Origin of the sequence: Marinobacter xestospongiae (assembly GCF_023156385.1) — a bacterium.
Lineage (GTDB): Bacteria > Pseudomonadota > Gammaproteobacteria > Pseudomonadales > Oleiphilaceae > Marinobacter > Marinobacter xestospongiae.
This window is the reverse complement of record NZ_JAKZAK010000041.1, coordinates 1-19,132: the sequence shown is the minus strand read 5'-3', so window position 1 is coordinate 19,132 and position 19,132 is coordinate 1. Positions and strand designations below refer to the sequence as shown.

Here is a 19,132-nt window from a genome sequence, read left to right as displayed (position 1 = left end):
ACCTTCACCAGCACGCCTAGCTCTTCGGGTTGTCAGTGGCTCAGTAAGTCAACGAATTAACCAGACGGGACACTGGTGTCTCCGTACGTTTGCGGTGAGGCGATGCGGGCGTGTGCGCCCGGGTCCGGCGAAGCGGCCCGGAAGTGCCATTCGGCAGCTCAAAATTGCATCCAAAGTACCATGTCGGGGTTGGTGGGGCCGGTTTAGCATCAGGGGTGTGCCGGCGATGCCGTCGCCGGTGCTTCCTGAATACGACAACAACGAAGAGGAAGGCACTATGTGGACCAAACCAGCCTATCAGGACCTGCGCATCGGCTTCGAAGTCACCATGTACTTCGCCAACCGGTGATCGGTCGGTGACCGGCCTCCGCGGCCGGTCGCTTCCGACTGGAGGTTCCCATGCACATCCATATTCTTGGCTCCGCCGCCGGTGGCGGCTTCCCGCAGTGGAACTGCAACTGCCGCAACTGCCACGGCGTCCGCGCCGGCACCGTCAATGCCCGGCCCCGGACCCAGTCCTCCATTGCCATCAGTGAAGACGGCGAGCGCTGGATCCTGTGTAACGCTTCGCCGGATATCCGCGCCCAGCTGGCGGCCGTTGCTCCCATGCAGCCCGCCCGGGCGGTGCGGGACACCGGTATTGCCGCCATCCTGCTGATGGACAGCCAGGTGGACCACACCACCGGTCTGCTGTCGCTACGGGAAGGGTGCCCCTTGCCGGTGTGGTGCACCGAGCAGGTACACGATGATCTTAGCCACGGATTTCCGCTGTTCACCATGCTGTCCCACTGGAACGGTGGCCTGGACTGGCGCCCCATGCCCTGTGGCGACGACACCCGGTTTACCGTGGACTGCGCGCCGTCACTGCAGCTGACCGCGATTCCGTTGCTGAGCAACGCGCCGCCATACTCTCCCCGGCGTGACAACCCCCATCCTGGCGACAACGTCGGACTGTTTATCGAAGACCGTCGCACGGGGGCCAGCGTGCTGTATGCACCGGGGCTCGGGCAGCCGGATGATCGCATCCGGGCCTGGATGCGCCGGGCCGATGTGCTGCTGGTGGATGGCACTGTCTGGACCGACGATGAAATGAAGCGCTGTGAGGTGGGCAACAAGACCGGTCAGCAGATGGGGCACCTGGCCCAGAGTGGCCCGGGAGGCATGATTGAACTGCTCGATACTCTCGATGCCCGTCGCAAGATCCTGATTCACATCAACAACACCAATCCCATTCTGGATGAGGACTCCGCCGAGCGGGCGGAGCTCGAGCGTCATGGCATCGAAGTTGCTTGGGATGGTATGCATCTCGACCTGTCGGAGGTCTCATGAACGCAGCGGTTGAATTCCCCATGCAGCGCGAGCCGTTCGAACAGGCCCTGCGGGCCAAGGGCGCGCTCTACCACATTCATCACCCATTCCACCGCGCCATGTACGGTGGCCAGTGCACGCCGGAGCAAATCCGCGGCTGGGTGGCGAACCGGTACTATTATCAGGTCAACATTCCCCGCAAGGACGCCGCCATCATGGCCAACTGTCCGGACGCCGCAGTGCGCCGGCAGTGGCTGCAGCGGGTGCTGGATCACGACGGACACGACGGCGATCCGAGTGGCATCGAGGCCTGGTTGCAACTGGCTGAAGCGGTGGGGCTGAGCCGGGAGGAGGTGATCGATCAGCGCCACGTGCTGCCCGGTGTCCGGTTTGCGGTGGATGCCTACTACCATTTTGCCCGTCGGGCCAGCTGGCAGGAGGCGGCCTGCTCATCCCTTACCGAGCTGTTTGCGCCGGAGATCCATCAGTCGCGGCTGGATAGCTGGCCCGAGCACTACCCCTGGATCGATCCGGCCGGTTACGGCTATTTCCGCAAGCGGCTGTCGGAAGCCCGCCGCGATGTTGCCCACGGCCTTACCATCACCCTTGACCATTTCACCGCCGCAGCAGACCAGCAGCGGGCGCTGGAGATCCTCCAGTTCAAGCTCGATATCCTGTGGTCGATGCTGGACGCCATGACCATGGCTTATGTTCACCACACGCCGCCATACCATACGGTGACTGATCAGGCGGTGTGGCATCGGGGGCTGGCGTCATGATGGCCCAGGTGCCGCAGTTGCGGCCGGGATTCCGGTTCCAGTGGGAGCCTGCCCAGCAGGCCCATGTACTTCTGTACCCGGAAGGCATGGTGAAACTGAACGGCAGTGCCGGGGCCATCCTGGCGGAAGTGGATGGTGAGCGTTGTGTCCGCGACATTGTTGCCCGGCTGGAGCAGCAGTTTCCCCAGGCCGGCTCCCTGGCGGGGGATGTCACCGACTTCCTGCGGGATGCGGAGCGTCAGCACTGGATTCGGCTGTCATGATGGCCGCCGGTGTTGATAGCTCAGATCAGGCGCCTGACATCGGGCCACCGCTGTGGCTGCTGGCGGAGCTGACCTATCGCTGCCCACTGCAGTGTCCCTACTGTTCCAATCCGCTCGACTACGCCAGCCAGGACCAGGAACTGACGACCGAACAGTGGGTGTCGGTGCTGCGCCAGGGACGGGCGATGGGGGCCGCCCAGCTGGGCTTTTCCGGCGGCGAACCACTGGTGCGCCAGGACCTGGCAGAGCTGATTGCCGAAGCGCGTCATCTGGGTTACTACAGCAATCTGATCACCTCCGGGCTGGGACTCACCGAGGCCAAGGTCAACGCCTTTCGTGATGCTGGCCTGGATCACATCCAGGTCAGCTTCCAGGCCTCTGATCCTGAGCTCAACAATGCGGTGGCAGGGTCCCGCAAGGCGTTCGAGCAGAAGCTGGCGATGGCGCGGGCGGTGAAGGCGGCAGGTTACCCGATGGTGCTGAATTTCGTGATCCATCGACACAACATCCATCAGATGACGGATATCCTCGATCTGTGTCGGCGGCTGGAGGCGGACTACGTTGAACTGGCCACTTGCCAGTACTACGGCTGGGCGTTCCAGAATCGTGAGGGGCTGATGCCTTCCCGTACCCAGCTGGAGACGGCGGAGGCCGCCGTCAACCGTTACCGGGACCTGCTGGCGGACGCTGGCGAGGCCATGAAGCTGATCTTCGTGACGCCGGATTACTATGAAGAGCGCCCCAAGGCCTGTATGAACGGCTGGGGCAGCATGTTCCTGACGGTGGCCCCGGATGGCACGGCGTTGCCCTGCCACAGTGCCCGGTTGCTGCCGATTGAGTTTGCCAATGTCCGGGAGCAGTCGCTGCAGTCGATCTGGTACCACAGCCCCGGATTCAACCACTACCGTGGCGATGGCTGGATGCCGGAACCTTGCCGTTCCTGTGACGAGAAGGGCAAGGATTTCGGCGGTTGCCGATGCCAGGCCTACCTGCTGACCGGCAACGCCGACAACCCGGACCCGGTGTGCAGCAAATCACCGAGCCACGACCGTATCCTGGCGGCGCGGCGGGCGGCGGACCACGCCACCGCCGGGCTGGAGGAGCTGACCTATCGTAACCGCCACAATTCCCGCCTGTTCTACCGTACCGGCTGAGCAATCCCGGCTGACGCCGGAAGCCGCCTCTGCCGCCCAGATCCAGCGTGACGGCTTGCGGGTGGGGCCAGCCGGGGTGTTCTGGTTGCAATTGGCGCCGGACACCGGCGCGGTGCGGCTGTGGACCCTGGATCAGGACGGCGCCCGACCCCTCAGCCCCCCGGACTATCGCATCCGCAGCCGCATCAATGGCTATGGTGGTGGTGCCCTGTGTCTGACGACGGATGGCCCCTGGGTGGTGCGTGAGGACACCGGCCAGGTGGAGCGGTTGCATCCCCGCAGCGGCGAGCCGGTCCCGGTGACCGGTGACCGCAGTGATGCAACGTCGGAACGGAGTCGCTATGGCGGCCTGGTGGCCGATCCCGGGCGAGGCGTGCTGGCGGTGCGGGAGCGGCTGTCCGTTACCGGGGAGGTGCTCGACCAGGCATTGGTGGCGATTGCCACCGATGGCACGGAAACCGTATTGCGGGCTGGCGTGGCGGAGGACTGTCTGAGTGCACCGGCACCGTCCGACGATGGACGGTGGCTGGCCTGGGTGCAGTGGCGTCTGCCGGCTATGCCCTGGCACCAGAGCACCTTGTGGCTGGCGCAACGTGATGCCAGCGGTGCCCTGCGGTCGCCCCGGGCTTTGCTGCCGCCGAGGCCGGCGTCGGTGCAGCAGCCGAGCTGGTCCGGGCATAGGTTGTGTGTGTTGTCAGACCATCAGGGGTGGTGGCAGCCCTACCGGGTGAGGGCCACCGGCGAGGGCAGTCAGTGGTCCCTGCTCAGTGGGTTGCGGGCGGACCATGGCAATGCTCCCTGGCAGCTGGCAGAACAGCATCACCTGGGCCTGCCGGGCGGGGGCTGGGCCCGGGTCAGCTATCATCGCGGCGAAGGCCAGCTGTGGCTGGCGTCGGCGCCGGAGGCCCGTCGCCGACGGCTGGCTGACGGCTTTACCGACTTTCGCTGTTTGCAGTATCACCGCGGCGCTCTTTACGCCCTGGCCAGCAGTGACCATCGTTTGCAGAGCCTGATCCGGATCGACCTGGTCAGCGATCAGCTTGAGGTTCTGGCCGGTGGTGAGCGACCACTGACATCGGTGGTGCGGCCGCAGCCGTTTGTGTTGGCGGACGCCGAGGTCTGTGGCTTTTTCTATCCGGCGGTCGCATCAGGGAACCATCCCGGTGGCAGCCACCGGGACCCGATCACGCCGCCGCCACTGATTCTACAGGTTCATGGTGGGCCCACGTCGGCCGCGTACCCGGTGTTGAATCTGGCCACCCAATTCTGGTGCCAGCAGGGCTTCTCGGTGCTGGATCTCAATCACCGCGGTAGCAGCGGTGCCGGGCGGGCTTTCCGCCAGGCCCTGGCCGGGCGGTGGGGCGAGCTGGAGGTGGCCGACTGTCTGGCGGCGGTGGCACAGCTGGTACGGGAGGGGCGGGCGCACCCGCAGCGGCTGTTTGTCCAGGGCCGCAGTGCCGGTGGCTATACCGCGTTGATGGCGATGGCCAGCGCTGACTGCTTCCGTGGGGCGGTCAGTCAGTTTGGTGTCACCGATCCGCGGCGTCTTTGTGCCCACACTCACCGCTTTGAAAGCGGTTACCTGGATTGGCTGCTGGGGGAAGACCGCGACCGCTGGCCGGAGCGCTCGCCGGTCAACCTGGCCCATCGCATGACCGGGCCGGTGCTGTTTTTCCAGGGCGAGCTGGACGAGGTGGTGGTGCCGGCGCAGACCCGAGCCATGGCGGCAGCAATGGCCCGCGCCGGCCATGACAGTGAGGTGGTGTCGTTCGCGGATGAGGGCCATGGCTTCCGCCACCACGCCAGCCAGGCGGCTGTGCTGCGGCGTTCGCTGGCGTTCTACCGCAACCGCATGGCGGCAACCTGAGGGCGGGGCCTACTTGCCCAACATCAGGTACACTCGGGATAATGATTGGTTTAGGGAGCCTCTGATTAACTCCGGTTCACCTCTGGCCTTCAGAGCGGTTCACACTCAAGGCGCGGCTTTGCAGGAAGGCTGGTTGCCTTTCAAGAAGGCGCAACGCCGAGTGTGGATCGCTCTGAAGGCCCCGAAGGGCGCGATCTGAGGGCTGCATCTGCGGCGTTGCGATCCTTGCCAAGGGCTACGGCCATTGCCTGCGGACCGCGCCTTGCAGCTACAGCCCTCAGATCGCGCAGAGGCGATTCGGAGTTAATCAGAGGCTCCCTGGAAACGACATCACAATAACAACGAGTCTGCCCATGAGTCACGACATCTCGTCCCTGCGCAAGTTTGTCTCACCGGAGATCATTTTCGGGGCCGGTTCCCGCAAATCGGTGGCCAACTTCGCCAGCAACTTCGGCGCCCGCCATGTGTTCCTGGTGTCTGATCCCGGGGTGTTGGCCGCCGGCTGGGTCGAGGAGATTGAGACCTTGCTGCGCGAGGCCGGGCTGGCCTGCACCGTGTTCACGGATATCTCCGCCAACCCCAAGGTGGACGAGGTGATGCTGGGCGCGGAGCTTTACCGCAGCCAGCAGTGTGATGTGATTGTCGCCATCGGCGGCGGCAGCCCGATGGACTGTGCCAAGGGCATCGGCATTGTCAGCAGCCACAACGGCCATATCCTCGATTTCGAGGGGGTGGACACCATCCGGGTGCCGCCGCCGCCTATGATCCTGATTCCCACCACCGCGGGTACGTCGGCGGATGTGTCCCAGTTTGCGATCATTTCCGACCCCCAGCGCCGCTTCAAGTTTTCCATCATCAGCAAGGCCGTGGTGCCGGATGTGTCGCTGATCGATCCGGAAGTGACCGAGACCATGGACACCTTCCTCACGGCCTGCACCGGTGTCGATGCCCTGGTCCACGCCATTGAAGCCTACGTCTCCACTGGCAGTGGCCCGCTTACCGACAGCCACGCGCTGGAGGCGATCCGGCTGATCGGCCGCTACCTGGAACCGCTGGTGGCGAGCCCGTCCGATCCGCAACTGCGGGAACACATCATGTTGGCGTCCATGCAGGCGGGGCTGGCGTTTTCCAATGCCATCCTGGGGGCCGTGCACGCCATGTCCCACAGCCTCGGCGGTTACCTGGACCTGCCCCACGGACTGTGCAACGCGCTGCTGCTGGAGCATGTGATTGCCTACAACTTCCCGTCGTCGGAGGACCGCTTCAAGCGCGTGGCCGAGGCGTTGGGAATCGATATCCGTGGCCTGGGGCCGGCGGATATCCGGCGCCGTCTGATGGAGCGGGTGATCCTGCTCAAGCGGGCGGTGGGGCTGGAAGCGAAACTGGCGGAACTGGGGGTGTCTTCCAGTGACATTCCCTACCTGTCGAAGTTCGCCATGCAGGACCCCTGTATTCTCACCAACCCCCGTAAATCATCGCTGCGGGATGTCGAAGTGGTCTATGAAGAGGCGCTTTGAGTCTTCCCCTGCCGCCGCCGAACCGGCCCCGAGCAGTCGCTACGACGTGGGCGATTTGCTGGGCCTGGGCAGCCATTCGGTTCGCAAGAACTACTACCCGGAGCTGCAGGAACGCATTGACCAGCTCGAGACAGAGAAGAACCGCTACAAGTGGCTGTTCGAAAATGCCCTGCACGGGATTTTCCAGGGTGATCTCAAGGGCGGCTTTCTGGCGCTGAACCCGGCCATGGCGTCGATCTGCGGTGATGCCAGCCCGGCGGAACTGATGGGACGGGTACGGCGGTTGCGGGAACAGCTGTTCTGCACCATTGGTGAATTTGACCAGCTGCGCCAGGAGCTGCTCGACCATGGCCAGGTGATGGCGCGGGAGTCGCGCTTGCGACGGGCCGATGGCCAGGCCGTGGCGGTCTCCATTACGCTGCTGCGGCGGCCGGATCTGGGCGCTGAAGTGGTGGAAGCGTTTGTTCTCGACGTTACCGACCGGGTCCAGGCCCGCAGAAAACTGGAGCAGCTGAACGCGGATCTGGAGCGGCGGGTGGATGAGCGAACCGAAGCCCTGCAGAACGCCAATGTAGGGCTGCGTTACCAGATCGAGCAGCGTGAACGGGTGGAGCAGGAGCTGGTGGTGGCGGTGGATGCCGCCAAGGAAGCCAATCGCTCCAAGGACAAGTATCTGGCGGCCGCCAGCCACGATTTGCTGCAGCCGCTCAATGCTGCCCGCCTGCTGGTGTCGACGTTGCAGGACAGTCCGTTACCGGCGAGGGAAGGGCAGCTGGTGGACCGTATCCACCGGGCCCTGGAGGGCGCCGAAGACCTGCTGGCGGACCTGTTGGACATCTCCAAACTGGACCAGCAGGCGATGGAGCCGGACCTGGTACACGTCGACGTTGGCGACCTGGTCCACAGCCTGGGGGAGGAGTTCGAGCCGGTGGCCCGCAACGCCGGCCTGGGGTTTCGGGTGCGTCGGCGTCCGGTGGTGGCCCGTACCGATCCGCGAATGCTGACCCGTATCCTGCGCAATCTGCTCAGTAACGCTTTCCGTTATACCCGGGAGGGACAGGTGCTGATGGCGATGCGCGCCCGTGCCGGCCGGTTGGACCTGGAAGTCTGGGACACCGGCGTCGGCATCGCCGAGGATCAACTGCAGGAGATTTTCGCCGAGTTCCGCCAGCTGATCCCCCGGGGGGGAGGCGGCAAACAGGGGGTTGGCCTGGGTCTGGCAATCGTTGACCGCATGGCCCGCATCCTGGGTTGCCAGGTGGCGGTGACTTCCCGGCCGGGGCGTGGTTCCCGTTTCCGGCTATCGGTGCCGCTGGCGCAGGACCGCCCGCAACTGGCGCCCGCGCCGGCGGTGTCGGCTGTTGATGTCGCCGCGGCGACCCTGGCGGGGGTACGGGTGCTGGTGATCGACAACGAACCGGATATTTTGGTCAGTATGCACTCACTGCTGCAGCGTTGGGGTTGCGAGGTGATGGTGGCGTCGGGCCGGGAGGAGGCGCTGGAGAGCTGCACCGCTGGCCCGGCTCCGGATGTGATCCTGGCGGATTTCCACCTCGATGATAACCAGACCGGCTGCGAGGCCGTGTACGCGGTACGCCGTCAGCTCCAGCAGGACCTGCCGGCGGCGATCATCACCGCGGATCGCAGCGACAGTTGCCGACGGCTGCTGCAGGCCCAGTACCTGCCGGTGCTGAACAAACCGGTCAAACCCAACCGCCTGCGGGCCCTGCTGACCAGCCTGGTCAGCGAACGCCCGCAGCCACCGACGGCAGACTCCGCCAACCGCTGATCGGTCTCCGACAATCTGACCTACACTTACTGCATCGCCACGGTGCCCGCCGGCATGAGCCCGGGTACGGATGGCGACCGGCCCGGCGCTCGTTGTCGGCCGACAGGTCCGTTTACCGATCCGGAGGTCACCGTCATGCACAGTTCCGAGAATGCCCTTACCAACCACGAAGTCACCATCTGCCTGGCTGGCGGAGCGGTGCTGGGTCCCTTCAATGCGACCTGGACCCAGGACGCTGGTGGCGATGTCCGTGAACTGGTGCGGGAGTACGACGCCTTTTTGCAGGGCGAGCCGCAGAAGCGCTTCAAGTTCCATCTCCACGACAGTTACACCAACACCGTGCATACGGTGATCCTCAACTTCCAGCAGGTGACCGGTATCTGTGACCACGTCCGGCTCCGGGCCAACGGCGGCTGACGGGAACCAACCACCAGCCAGACCGTCCCAACTGGAGACTGACGGTCCCGATGGTGATGAACCGGGACCACACGCGACAGGGAGGATCGTCATGAGCGATTATCGAATCGAACACGACAGCCTGGGCGAGGTCCAGGTACCACGGACCGCGCGCTGGGGAGCGCAGACCCAGCGCGCGGTGGACAACTTTCCGGTCAGTGGTCTGCCGATGCCGCCAGCGTTCATCGAGGCGGTGGTGCGTATCAAGCGGGCGGCGGCTGAGGCCAATGCCAGCCTGGGACTGTTGGACCTGCCGCTGCGCGACGCCATCCTGGCGGCCTGCGATGCGGTTCTCGACGGCCAGTACCGGGACCAGTTCCCGGTGGACCGCTACCAGACCGGTTCCGGTACCAGCACCAACATGAACGTCAATGAGGTGCTGGCCAACCTGGCCCAGGCCGGCGGTATCGAGGTGCATCCCAACGACCACGTCAACATGAGCCAGAGCTCCAACGACGTGATTCCCACGGCCATCCACGTCAGCCTGGTGAGCGAGGTGCAGCAGCGATTGTTGCCGGCCCTGTCCCATCTGCGAGGGATGATCTACGAGCGGGAGTCGGAGCTGTCGGATCAGGTCAAGACCGGCCGCACCCACCTGATGGATGCTATGCCCGTCACCCTGGGGCAGGAACTGCGGACCTGGCGGGAGCAGTTGTATGCCGCTGAACAGCGGGTGGAGCGAGCGATGGAGGAACTGCTGGCACTTCCCCAAGGCGGGACCGCGGTGGGTACCGGGGTCAATGCGCTGGCGGAATTCCCGGAACAGTTCGTGCGCGCCCTGAGCAGTGACACCGGTTACCCCTTCCGCAGCCTGGAGCACAAGTTTGTCGGCCAGAGTGCGGTGGATGCCCCGGTGCACCTGTCCGCCCAGCTGCGGGGAGTGGCGGTGGTGCTGATGAAGATCGCCAATGACCTGCGCTGGATGAACAGCGGCCCGATCCATGGCCTGGCGGAGATCAGCCTGCCGGCGCTGCAGCCGGGCAGCAGCATCATGCCGGGCAAGGTCAACCCGGTGATCCCGGAGTCGGTGGCCATGGTGGCCACCCAGGTCACGGGGCTGGATGCCGCGGTGGCCATGGCGGGCCAGTCCGGCAACTTCCAGCTCAATGTGATGCTGCCGCTGGTGGCGGGCAACCTGCTGGACATGACGGGGCTGCTGAGCCAGGCCTCGACCCTGCTGGCGGACCGGGCGATTCAGGGCTTCCGGGTCAATGCCGATACCCTGGATGCCGCGGTGGGCCGCAACCCGGTGCTGGTGACAGCGCTGAACCCGGAGATCGGCTATGAAAAGGCCGCCGCGATTGCCAAGGAGGCCTATCAAAGCGGACGCGCCATCATTGATGTGGCGGAACAGCAGTCGGGCCTGCCCCGGGACCGTCTGGAACAGCTGCTGGACCCGCTCAAGCTGACCCGCGGTGGGGTCAACGGCGACTGACGTTCAGGGACGACGTTGTTCGACGCTACCGTCACCGCACACCTCGACAACGACGGAGGCCAAGGGTTTGGTGTTGTCCCTGCATCTGTTTGTCCTGCTGGTGCTGGCCAACGGCCTGCCGGTGGTGGCCCACTGGCTGCTGGGGCGGCGCTGGCGCTGGCCGGTGGATGGTGGCCGCTGCTGGCGTGATGGCCGCCGCGTGCTGGGCGACAGCAAAACCTGGCGTGGATTGGTTGCAGGCTGTCTGGGCGCGGGCCTCTACGGCGCGTTCTGGGGGCTGGGGCTCGGGTTCAGCCTGACGTTCGGCGCCCTGGCGCTGGTCGGGGATCTGATCAGCAGCTTCATCAAGCGACGTCTTGGGCTCGCCTCCAGTGCCCGTGCGCTGGGGCTGGACCAGGTGCCGGAAGCACTGCTGCCGCTGCTGCTGGCGATGGCGTGGCTGGGGATTGCTGGCCTCGAGGTACTGGTGCTGGTGGCGGCGTTTGTGGCCGCCAACGTGTTGTGCTCACCCTGGTTGTATCGCCTGGGCATCCGCCGTCATCCCCATTGATCGCTGCCTGTCCGGTGAATGAGTGGCGCCGCTGTCGGGCGATGGGTCAGCCGCTGCTGCACAGCAGGGTGTGGCGGGTGATTTCCGGCGGGCAGTTGAGTCGCACGTTCACCACCGAGGTGCCGCAGCCGGGGGAGGTGTAGCCCTGCATGCCGTTGTGCTGCCAGTGCCCGCGACCGAGGGCCCGGGGGCAGTCGGAGTCGAGGGTGACCGGAATGCCGCCGGGCAGGCAGATCTGGCCGCCGTGGGTGTGGCCGCAGAGGAACAGCCGATAGCCGGCGTGGGCGGCTTCCCGCCAGATCTCCGGGGTGTGGCTGAGCAACAGGCTGGTGGCCTCGGCGGGGATGTCATCACCGGCCTTGTGCAGGTTGTGGACCTTGTAGAAATGGGCGTCGTCCACGCCGGCGATGTACAGCGCCTGGCCGTTGCGCTCGATCACCGTGCTCTCATTCAACAGCAGGCGGTAACCCTGATCCTCCAGGCCTGGCAGCATGCGGATGCTGTCGTGGTTGCCCAGCACCGCCAGCGGCGTGCCGCGGATGGCCCGGCGTAACCTGTCCATGCCATCCAGGGCGGCGTCAATGGGGCCCCAGGTGAGCTTGCGGTAGTCGCCGGTGAGAACGCAGAGATCGTAGTCCACCTCCCGGATCAGTCCGATCACCTGCTTCAGGTTGAGCTCGTCCATGTCGACGTGGAGATCGGTCAGGTGGAGGATGCGGAAGCCGTCGAAGGCGGCGGGCAGTCCCGCTACCCGGAAGCTGTGGTCGACCACCCGCAGGTTGCGGCTGTTGTCCTGGCCACGATGGAGCAGGCCGGACAACCGCAGACAGGTGCGAATCAGGGCCGGAGCGGACGTCCAGTTTTCCAGGTGAAAGGAGTGGTGATCCTGGCCGAACACCCGGGCCTCGTACTCCTGCTCGATGCCCAGCCGTTGACGGGCATGCACCGGCCCCAGCCGCTGGCTCAGACGATAGGCCAGCAGATCGTCCGGTGACAGGTGTGTGGGCGCTCGGGCCGTCATGGCAGCTCCTCGACGGTTTCTGGCATCATGCCTCCGCAAAGATTCTCTGGTAAGTATGGATGCCTCCGGGGCGGATGCAACCGTTCCTGTCATCAATGGCCACTGCAGCAAGGGAAATCGATATGTCAGAAGTGTCCACTCCACCGGTCTCCGCTGGCCTGCTGTGGCGGGTATTCCTGCGTCTGGGGCTGACGTCGTTCGGTGGGCCGGCGGCCCATCTCGGGTATTTTCACGATGAGTTTGTCAAACGCCGGGGCTGGCTGACGGATGCCCGCTACGCCGAGGTGGTGGCGTTGTGCCAGCTGCTGCCGGGACCAGCGTCCAGCCAGGTGGGGCTGGCCATCGGCTACCTTCAGCGGGGTTACCTGGGGGCGGCGCTGGCCTGGCTGGGGTTTACCCTGCCATCGGCGTTGCTGATGGCGCTGTTTGCCTTTGGCCTGGCTGCCTGGCCGGACGCCGGGACCAGCGGCTGGGCCCACGGTCTCAAACTGCTGGTGGTGGCCGTTGTGGCTCAGGCGGTCTGGCAGATGGGGCGGAACCTGTGTCCGGATCGTGCCCGCCAGAGTCTGGCGCTGGCAGTCGCCGCGGTACTGCTGGCCAGCGGCGGCCTCTGGCTGCAACTGGTGGCGCTGGCAGCGGCTGCGCTGGTGGGCGTTGGCTGCCGTTTCCCCGGTGTGGGTACCGACTCCGAACCGTTGGTGCGCGAGCAGCGTCGCCCCTGGCGCTTCCTGGTGGTGTTCCTGGGATTGCTGGTGCTGTCGCTGCTGCCCTGGAGCCAGGGCTCGCTGGCGTGGCTGGCGGCGGAACTGTACCGGGCCGGCGCCCTGGTTTTTGGTGGTGGACATGTGGTGTTGCCGTGGCTGCAGGAGGGGTTTGTGGCTTCCGGCGCAATGTCCGCTGACAGCTTTCTGGCTGGCTATGGCGCTGCCCAGGCGGTGCCGGGACCACTGTTCACCTTCTCGGCTTTCCTCGGCGCCAGCGTCAATGGCGTGGATGGGGCGGTGGTGGCGCTGGTGGCGGTGTTCCTGCCCGGAACTTTGCTGGTATTCGCGGGTCTTCCCCTGTGGTCACTGTTGCGACACCATGCCGCCGCCCGTTCGGCGCTGGCGGGTGTCAACGCTGGCGTGGTGGGGCTGCTGCTGGCGGTACTGTACGACCCGGTGTGGACTGCGGCGGTATGGTCACCGGCAGATCTGGCGGCGGTGCTGCTGCTGTGGCTGGCACTGGCGGTCTGGCGTCAGCCGGTCTGGCTGTTGGCGCCGTTGAGTGCGGCAGTGGGTGGGCTGTTGTGGTGATCCCCGGTGATGGCGGTCAGCGTATTGGCTTCCTGCTGTCCCTCACTGTAAACCCTGATACAAACCAACGACGAAGACGAGGCCGTTATGACCACATCCTGTTCCATTCCCGGTATGAATGTGCCCCGGAGCCGTTTTCCGGACCCGCAGCAGCGCCTGGCCGATCCCGGCACCGGTGAACAGCGGCTGGTTCTGGCTGGCGGCTGCTTCTGGTGTGTGGAAGCCGTATTCGTGGCGATGGACGGCGTCCTCAGCGTCACTTCCGGCTACACCGGCGGCGATGCCGACACGGCCAACTACACCGCCGTCTGTACCGGCCAGACCGGTCACGCTGAGGCGGTGGACATCCGCTATGATCCTGAGCGGGTCAGCTTCGAAGACTTGCTGAAGGTGTTTTTCTCGGTGGCGCATGATCCCACCCAGCTCAACCGGCAGGGGCACGACCAGGGCACCCAGTACCGCTCGGCGGTGTTCTATGCCGATGAGGCGCAGAAGCAGGTGGTGGCCGCCTACATCGAGCAACTGCAGGCGGCGGATGTCTACCCCGATCCCATTGTGACCACACTGGAGCCGCTGGCGACGTTCCATCCGGCGGAGGATTACCACCAGGACTACGCCGCACGAAATCCCCACCAGCCCTACATCATGGCGGTTGCCGGGCCCAAGGTGGAGAAACTGCGGCAGAACTACGGCGACCGGCTCAAGCCGGACCTTCAGGACTGACCCGGGGTTCCCCCAGTTTCATCACACAAAGCGTCATCAATAAACGGTGTCATCAACCAAGGAGACCGGTATGACCACTTCCGCTGCAGGCTACGACCTGACCCCCCTGAGCGAGGCCGAGATCGCGCGCCTGGCCGAAGGCCTCACCGACGAGGAGAAGTCGGTGTTGCTGGACCATGGCACCGAACGGCCCTTCTGCGGCACGTTGCTGGACAACAAGACGGCGGGGGCTTACCACTGCCGGCTGTGTGACCTGCCGCTGTTCAGCTCCAACGCCAAGTTTGATTCCGGTACCGGCTGGCCAAGCTTTTTCCAGCCCTACGATCCGGAGCACATCCGTTGCCTGGAGGATCACACCCTGGGCATGGTCCGCACCGAAATCCGCTGTCCCCGCTGCGACAGCCATCTGGGGCACGTGTTTCCCGATGGTCCGCCGCCCACCGGTCAGCGTTATTGCCTGAACTCCATCGCCATGGAGTTTCGCGCCGAGGGCGCCTGACTGTCACAAAACGGTCACCGGCCACCGTTACCGTAAGGGCCGTTCAGCAACTGCATTGTTGTCGTGCTCGGCTCCTCTTCCGGGAGGGGCGCACTTACTGTGGCCGGACGCCAACTGCCACCAGGGATGGTGGTTTTTTCCCCGCTTTTCTCTCCGCGCTCTACGCCCTTTGATTCTTCGCTTCTGTTACTGCCCGCTTTTGGTGTCTGGCGATGAGTCAGCCAGACGGGACACCAGGTCGAGCGCCCCAGCTGGCTGATACGAGGGGGAAGGGCTGGCCGGGATCAGGCGATCACGGTGGACACCAGGTAACCGGTATAGCCGATGTAGGTGGCCAGCAGCAGGCCGCCTTCCAGGCGACTGATGCTGCGCTCCGAGCTGAACACCCGCAGCCCCATGAAGATCAGTGCCGCGGTCAGGGCGGTCATCACCGTCCAGTCCCGGTACAGTACCTCCATGTCCACGGTCAGCGGGTGGATGGTGGCGGCCAGACCCACCACCGCAAGGGTGTTGAAAATCCCGGAACCCAGAATGTTGCCCAGGATCAGGTCGTGCTCGTTCTTCTTCACCGCCGCAATTGATGAAGCCAGTTCCGGCAGTGAGGTGCCGATGGCAACGATCGTCAGGCCAATCACCAGGTCGCTTACTCCCAGGCTCTGGGCCACGCTGACGGCCCCCCAGACCAGCATCCGCGAGCTCACGATCAGCAGCACCAAGCCGGCGACCAGCCACAGCAGTGCCACCTTCAGGGACATCGGCTGCTCGCTGAGCTCGGCCTCGGTCTCACCACCGAGGGGGTCGCCCTTGCCACGGATGCCCTGGACAATGGACCAGCCCATCACTGCGGTGAATACCGCCAACAACACCCAGCCATCGAGGCGGGTGAGTTCGCCGTCAATCAGTTGCACACCGGCAATGGCGCACAGCCCCAGCAGCAATGGCAGTTCCTTGCGCAGTACCTGGGAGTGCATGGCAATGGGGCTGACGATGGCCACCAGGCCGACAATCAGGGCGATGTTGGTGATGTTGGAGCCGTAGGCGTTGCCCAGGGCGAGTCCGGGGTTGCCGTCGGAGGCCGCCATGGCAGAGACCGCCAACTCCGGGGCCGAGGTACCGAAACCGATGATGACCATGCCGATCAGTAGGGTCGGCATGCCCAGGTGCTGTGCGGTCGCGGCTGCGCCGTCAACGAATCGGTCTGCGCTCCAGACCAGCAGGACCAGTCCGGCCAGAATCGCGGTGATTGCCAGTAGCATTGAAAAACCTCAGTTGAGTACGTTGCCCAGCAGGTATACCCCGGCGTAGCCCAGGGTATACGCTGCGAAGAGGTGGCCAAGATACCGCAAGTAGCTGGAGAAGGTCAGCCCCGGGATTTTGCTCATGGCGACAATCCCGGCGGCGGAACCGATCACCAGCAGCGACCCGCCAACACCGACGGCGTAGGTCAGGCCCATCCATTCCGCCGGGGACATTTCGATACCGGCTTTCAGCAGCGCTGCGGTCAGCGGGACGTTGTCGATGATGGCGGAGAACGCCCCCATCAGATAGTTCGCCGCCAGCGGTGGCATCAGCTCATAGACTGCAACCAGGGAATCGAGAGCATGGATTTCCTTGAGGCTGCCCACCAGCAGCAGGATGCCGAGGAAGAACAGCAGGGTCTCGAATTCGATGCTGCGGACGTATTCCAGGATCGGGTCCAGATCGTTGTCATCGCTCATGAACCGGGAAACCAGGAACATCACCGACAGACCGAACAGGAAGGTCAGCACCGGGGGAATGCCAAACAGCGAGTTGCCGGTGATGGTGCCGATGATGGTGCACAGGAACAGCACGCTGATTACCGCGTCCACCGGTCGCACCGAGTTCATCCGGGGCTCCAGCACCACGGTGCCATCGAGGCCACGGGACAGGAACACCGCCAGCAGAAATACGGTGATCGACGCGGGCAGGGCGAGAGTAAGAAGTGTGAGGATCTCCACCTTGCCTGCGAGGAAGATCATCAGCGTGGTGACGTCACCGGTGATCAGTGCGACCCCGCCGGAGTTGACCGCAAACACCACCAGGGTGATGAACTGGATACGTTTTTTCAGTTCCAGATTGAGAGTCAGGATCAGCGAACAGGACACTAAGGTCGCAGTGATGTTGTCTGCCAGAGATGAGAAGATGAAGCAAAATAAGCCGGTCAGGAATAATAATCGACGCTCTGATACCCGCGCGGGCATGATCAGGTAAACCACGTTCTCGATCAGGCCCTTCTTGTTGAGGTAGGCAACAAACGTCATTGCCGCCACCAGGAACAGCCACAGGCTGGCGATTTCCGCGACACTTTCGGACAGGCCCGCAGCGATGGTCTCGGTTTCCGCCTCGCCAGCGCTGAACAGAAACATCAGTATCCAGGACAGGGTCCCGAAGAACAGTGTCACCTTGGCTTTGTTGACGTGGGTGACTTCTTCGAAGATGACGCCGGCGAGGGCGAGTACGGCAAGGCCGATCAGCAGGAGATCCAGTAACGACATAATGTGATCCACGGTCGGGGGAGCGGCTGCTTCACTCCGGATCACCTCTGAATGGCCGATGGCTGCGCTCTGAAGAGATGCGGAGTTAAGCGGAGGCTCCCGGAGTATTCTGGAAAGATCGGCCGCGATTCTATTCCTTTGCGACCGCCCCGGCCAGGGTCTGTTCGGCCGCAGCCGGCCTTGCGGGTAGCTGCGGATCGGTCCAGTTCAGATATTCAATTTATTATCTCGGTAAAAATCGGGATAATTAGCGCAAATTTTGCAGGAGCCGTACCAAAGCTCCGTGTCTGGCTCCCCAGCTACCCCCCGGGGGCCCACAGGTTCGAAAACTTGTTAAGGTGATAAGCCAATGGCCGCAAGACAGGCAGATGTAGTGCTGGTCGGCGGTGGCGTCATGAGCGCTACCCTCGGCATGATGCTCAGGCAACTCGACCCGTCCCTGGATATCGTCATGGTGGAACGTCTCGATCACGTTGCCCATGAAAGCACCGACGGTTGGAATAACGCTGGTACCGGACACGCCGGTTACTGTGAACTCAACTACACCCCCGAGACCGCCGACGGCGATGTGACCATCGACCGGGCCCTCGCCATCAATGCCCAGTTTGAAGTCTCACTCCAGTTGTGGTCCTACCTGGTGGAGCAGGGCATTCTTCCCGAGCCGTCTTCCTTCATCAACCGTACCCCGCACCAGAGCTTTGTCTGGGGTGAGGACGGCGTGGCCTTCCTCAAGCGCCGCTTCGAGAAACTCAAGGCCCACCACCTGTTCCGGGAAATGGAATACACCGAATCTCCCGATGAGCTGAAAGAGTGGATGCCGCTGATCGTGCAGAACCGCGATCCGATGCAGAAGGTGGCGGCCACGCGGATCAAGCATGGCTCGGATGTGGATTTCGGCTCGCTGACCCGCTCCATGGTCGAGTACCTGGAGACCCAGCCCAATTTTGAGCTGATGCTCAACAGCCCGGTGCACTACCTGGCTCAGCGTGACAACGGTCGCTGGAAAGTGCGGGTGCGGGATCAGAACACCGGCGAGATGACCAAGCTGGAAGCCGGCTTTGTGTTCCTCGGTGCGGGTGGTGGCGCGCTGCCGCTGCTGCAGAAATCCGGAATCGAGGAAGCCCGTGGCTACGGCGGCTTCCCGGTCAGTGGCCAGTGGCTGGTGTGCCAGAACCCGGAAGTGGTCGCCAAGCATCACTCCAAGGTTTACGGCAAGGCGCCGATTGGTGCTCCGCCGATGTCGGTACCGCACCTGGACACCCGCATCATCAACGGTGAACCGGCGTTGCTGTTTGGGCCGTTTGCGGGTTTTACCACCCGCTTCCTGAAACAGGGTTCGGTGTTTGACCTGTTCGGATCGGTCAAACCCAACAACCTGATGCCGATGCTGTCGGTCAGCAAGACCAACATGGACCTGACCCGCTACCTGATCAAGGAGGTGTTCCAGACCCACGGTGAGCGCGTTGAGGCCCTGCGTAACTTCTTCCCCGATGCCCTGGAAAAGAACTGGAAGCTGCAGGACGCCGGCCAGCGGGTTCAGATCATCAAGAAATCCGCTGATGGTCGCGGCAAACTGGAGTTCGGCACCGAGATCGTGGCCTCCAAGGACGGCTCTCTGGCAGCCCTGCTGGGCGCCTCGCCCGGGGCCTCCACCGCCGCCAACGCGATGATCAACGTGCTGGAACGCTGCTTCGCCGACAAGATGCAGACACCGGAGTGGCAGGAGCGCATGCGCGAACTGGTGCCTTCTTACGGCCAGTCCCTGGTCGACGACGAGGCCCTGCTGAACAGCGTTCGGGAGCGGACCCTCACCTCGTTGCAGCTGAAATCAGATTGACGTCCGCGCCAGCGTGATCCCTAGGGGACGGAACTGAGTTCCGTCCCCTCAGACTGCTGACAAACCCTCGCCATGGCAGCGGGGGTTTGTTGTAATTGGGGTCAGCGACTTTCCAGAGGCTGC

The 19,132-nt window shown here is 64.1% G+C and carries 18 protein-coding genes; 15 read left to right on the top strand and 3 right to left on the bottom strand.

The annotated features are described in order from the left end of the window. Nucleotides 1–277 precede the first annotated feature (277 nt). From pqqA to MLD24_RS21010, 11 genes are all read left to right on the top strand, one after another. Nucleotides 278–349: a pyrroloquinoline quinone precursor peptide PqqA gene (pqqA, locus tag MLD24_RS21060; protein ID WP_084332595.1), complete on the top strand. Its 72-nt coding sequence runs from the start codon at nucleotides 278–280 to the stop codon at nucleotides 347–349. Between the two features lie 50 nt (nucleotides 350–399). Next, nucleotides 400–1,329: a pyrroloquinoline quinone biosynthesis protein PqqB gene (pqqB, locus tag MLD24_RS21055; protein WP_248169229.1), complete on the top strand. Its 930-nt coding sequence runs from the start codon at nucleotides 400–402 to the stop codon at nucleotides 1,327–1,329. Beyond that, the gene (gene pqqC / locus MLD24_RS21050) at nucleotides 1,326–2,087 is read left to right on the top strand and encodes a pyrroloquinoline-quinone synthase PqqC (RefSeq protein WP_248169227.1); all 762 of its coding nucleotides are present in this window, start codon (nucleotides 1,326–1,328) and stop codon (nucleotides 2,085–2,087) included. The genes pqqB and pqqC overlap by 4 nt, the downstream gene beginning before the upstream one ends. After that, entirely contained in the window at nucleotides 2,084–2,350 is a 267-nt protein-coding gene (gene pqqD / locus MLD24_RS21045; RefSeq protein ID WP_227172464.1) for a pyrroloquinoline quinone biosynthesis peptide chaperone PqqD, read from the top strand. The genes pqqC and pqqD overlap by 4 nt, the downstream gene beginning before the upstream one ends. Then, nucleotides 2,347–3,504, top strand: coding sequence for a pyrroloquinoline quinone biosynthesis protein PqqE (gene pqqE, locus MLD24_RS21040; protein ID WP_248169225.1), 1,158 nt, complete (start codon nucleotides 2,347–2,349; stop codon nucleotides 3,502–3,504). Before pqqD ends, pqqE begins: the two co-directional genes overlap by 4 nt. A 76-nt stretch (nucleotides 3,505–3,580) precedes the next feature. Beyond that, nucleotides 3,581–5,371 carry a S9 family peptidase gene (locus tag MLD24_RS21035; protein ID WP_248169223.1) on the top strand — a complete coding sequence of 597 codons (1,791 nt, stop codon included), beginning with the start codon at nucleotides 3,581–3,583 and terminating at the stop codon, nucleotides 5,369–5,371. 353 nt (nucleotides 5,372–5,724) lie between these two features. Then, nucleotides 5,725–6,888 (top strand): alcohol dehydrogenase-like regulatory protein ErcA, encoded by a 1,164-nt coding sequence (ercA, locus tag MLD24_RS21030; protein ID WP_227172461.1) that lies wholly within the window; start codon nucleotides 5,725–5,727, stop codon nucleotides 6,886–6,888. Next, nucleotides 6,872–8,677 carry a PAS domain-containing hybrid sensor histidine kinase/response regulator gene (locus MLD24_RS21025; RefSeq protein WP_248169221.1) on the top strand — a complete coding sequence of 602 codons (1,806 nt, stop codon included), beginning with the start codon at nucleotides 6,872–6,874 and terminating at the stop codon, nucleotides 8,675–8,677. Before ercA ends, MLD24_RS21025 begins: the two co-directional genes overlap by 17 nt. A gap of 54 nt (nucleotides 8,678–8,731) precedes the next feature. Beyond that, complete coding sequence (locus MLD24_RS21020) at nucleotides 8,732–9,094, top strand: hypothetical protein (RefSeq protein ID WP_227172459.1); 363 nt, start codon at nucleotides 8,732–8,734, stop codon at nucleotides 9,092–9,094. A 91-nt stretch (nucleotides 9,095–9,185) separates the two neighbouring features. Next, the gene (locus MLD24_RS21015; protein ID WP_248169219.1) at nucleotides 9,186–10,568 is read left to right on the top strand and encodes a class II fumarate hydratase; all 1,383 of its coding nucleotides are present in this window, start codon (nucleotides 9,186–9,188) and stop codon (nucleotides 10,566–10,568) included. Nucleotides 10,569–10,638: 70 nt separating this feature from the next. Further along, complete coding sequence (locus MLD24_RS21010; protein WP_248169217.1) at nucleotides 10,639–11,118, top strand: CDP-archaeol synthase; 480 nt, start codon at nucleotides 10,639–10,641, stop codon at nucleotides 11,116–11,118. A gap of 46 nt (nucleotides 11,119–11,164) precedes the next feature. Here the strand turns inward: MLD24_RS21010 and MLD24_RS21005 are convergent, their stop codons facing one another. Beyond that, nucleotides 11,165–12,139: a metallophosphoesterase gene (locus MLD24_RS21005; RefSeq protein WP_248169215.1), complete on the bottom strand. Its 975-nt coding sequence runs from the start codon at nucleotides 12,137–12,139 to the stop codon at nucleotides 11,165–11,167. Between the two features lie 122 nt (nucleotides 12,140–12,261). On the opposite strand from MLD24_RS21005, the gene chrA reads away from it, so the two are divergent. The 3 genes from chrA (at nucleotide 12,262) to msrB (ending at nucleotide 14,656) form a co-directional block, all read left to right on the top strand. Next, complete coding sequence (chrA, locus tag MLD24_RS21000) at nucleotides 12,262–13,434, top strand: chromate efflux transporter (protein WP_248169214.1); 1,173 nt, start codon at nucleotides 12,262–12,264, stop codon at nucleotides 13,432–13,434. Nucleotides 13,435–13,521: 87 nt separating this feature from the next. After that, entirely contained in the window at nucleotides 13,522–14,157 is a 636-nt protein-coding gene (msrA, locus tag MLD24_RS20995; RefSeq protein WP_227172454.1) for a peptide-methionine (S)-S-oxide reductase MsrA, read from the top strand. A 70-nt stretch (nucleotides 14,158–14,227) separates the two neighbouring features. Beyond that, the gene (gene msrB, locus MLD24_RS20990) at nucleotides 14,228–14,656 is read left to right on the top strand and encodes a peptide-methionine (R)-S-oxide reductase MsrB (protein ID WP_248169213.1); all 429 of its coding nucleotides are present in this window, start codon (nucleotides 14,228–14,230) and stop codon (nucleotides 14,654–14,656) included. 284 nt (nucleotides 14,657–14,940) lie between these two features. Here msrB and MLD24_RS20985 read toward each other — a convergent pair whose 3' ends face one another. Beyond that, nucleotides 14,941–15,912, bottom strand: coding sequence for a calcium/sodium antiporter (locus MLD24_RS20985; protein ID WP_248169212.1), 972 nt, complete (start codon nucleotides 15,910–15,912; stop codon nucleotides 14,941–14,943). Between the two features lie 9 nt (nucleotides 15,913–15,921). Beyond that, entirely contained in the window at nucleotides 15,922–17,172 is a 1,251-nt protein-coding gene (gene nhaD, locus MLD24_RS20980) for a sodium:proton antiporter NhaD (protein WP_227172451.1), read from the bottom strand. Between the two features lie 349 nt (nucleotides 17,173–17,521). Here nhaD and mqo point away from each other — a divergent pair, with 349 nt between their 5' ends. Continuing rightward, complete coding sequence (gene mqo / locus MLD24_RS20975) at nucleotides 17,522–19,009, top strand: malate dehydrogenase (quinone) (RefSeq protein ID WP_227172450.1); 1,488 nt, start codon at nucleotides 17,522–17,524, stop codon at nucleotides 19,007–19,009. Nucleotides 19,010–19,132: the final 123 nt, after the last annotated feature.

Coding starts and splice junctions, on each gene's coding strand:
- MLD24_RS21020 (WP_227172459.1), top strand. CDS start 8,732: ATGAGCCCGGGTACGGATGGCGACCGGCCCGGCGCTCGTTGTCGGCCG.
- MLD24_RS21005 (WP_248169215.1), bottom strand. CDS start 12,139: ATGACGGCCCGAGCGCCCACACACCTGTCACCGGACGATCTGCTGGCC.
- ercA (WP_227172461.1), top strand. CDS start 5,725: ATGAGTCACGACATCTCGTCCCTGCGCAAGTTTGTCTCACCGGAGATC.
- MLD24_RS21025 (WP_248169221.1), top strand. CDS start 6,872: ATGAAGAGGCGCTTTGAGTCTTCCCCTGCCGCCGCCGAACCGGCCCCG.
- pqqE (WP_248169225.1), top strand. CDS start 2,347: ATGATGGCCGCCGGTGTTGATAGCTCAGATCAGGCGCCTGACATCGGG.
- nhaD (WP_227172451.1), bottom strand. CDS start 17,172: ATGTCGTTACTGGATCTCCTGCTGATCGGCCTTGCCGTACTCGCCCTC.
- msrA (WP_227172454.1), top strand. CDS start 13,522: ATGACCACATCCTGTTCCATTCCCGGTATGAATGTGCCCCGGAGCCGT.
- MLD24_RS20985 (WP_248169212.1), bottom strand. CDS start 15,912: ATGCTACTGGCAATCACCGCGATTCTGGCCGGACTGGTCCTGCTGGTC.
- chrA (WP_248169214.1), top strand. CDS start 12,262: ATGTCAGAAGTGTCCACTCCACCGGTCTCCGCTGGCCTGCTGTGGCGG.
- MLD24_RS21015 (WP_248169219.1), top strand. CDS start 9,186: ATGAGCGATTATCGAATCGAACACGACAGCCTGGGCGAGGTCCAGGTA.
- pqqC (WP_248169227.1), top strand. CDS start 1,326: ATGAACGCAGCGGTTGAATTCCCCATGCAGCGCGAGCCGTTCGAACAG.
- pqqD (WP_227172464.1), top strand. CDS start 2,084: ATGATGGCCCAGGTGCCGCAGTTGCGGCCGGGATTCCGGTTCCAGTGG.
- msrB (WP_248169213.1), top strand. CDS start 14,228: ATGACCACTTCCGCTGCAGGCTACGACCTGACCCCCCTGAGCGAGGCC.
- mqo (WP_227172450.1), top strand. CDS start 17,522: ATGGCCGCAAGACAGGCAGATGTAGTGCTGGTCGGCGGTGGCGTCATG.
- pqqB (WP_248169229.1), top strand. CDS start 400: ATGCACATCCATATTCTTGGCTCCGCCGCCGGTGGCGGCTTCCCGCAG.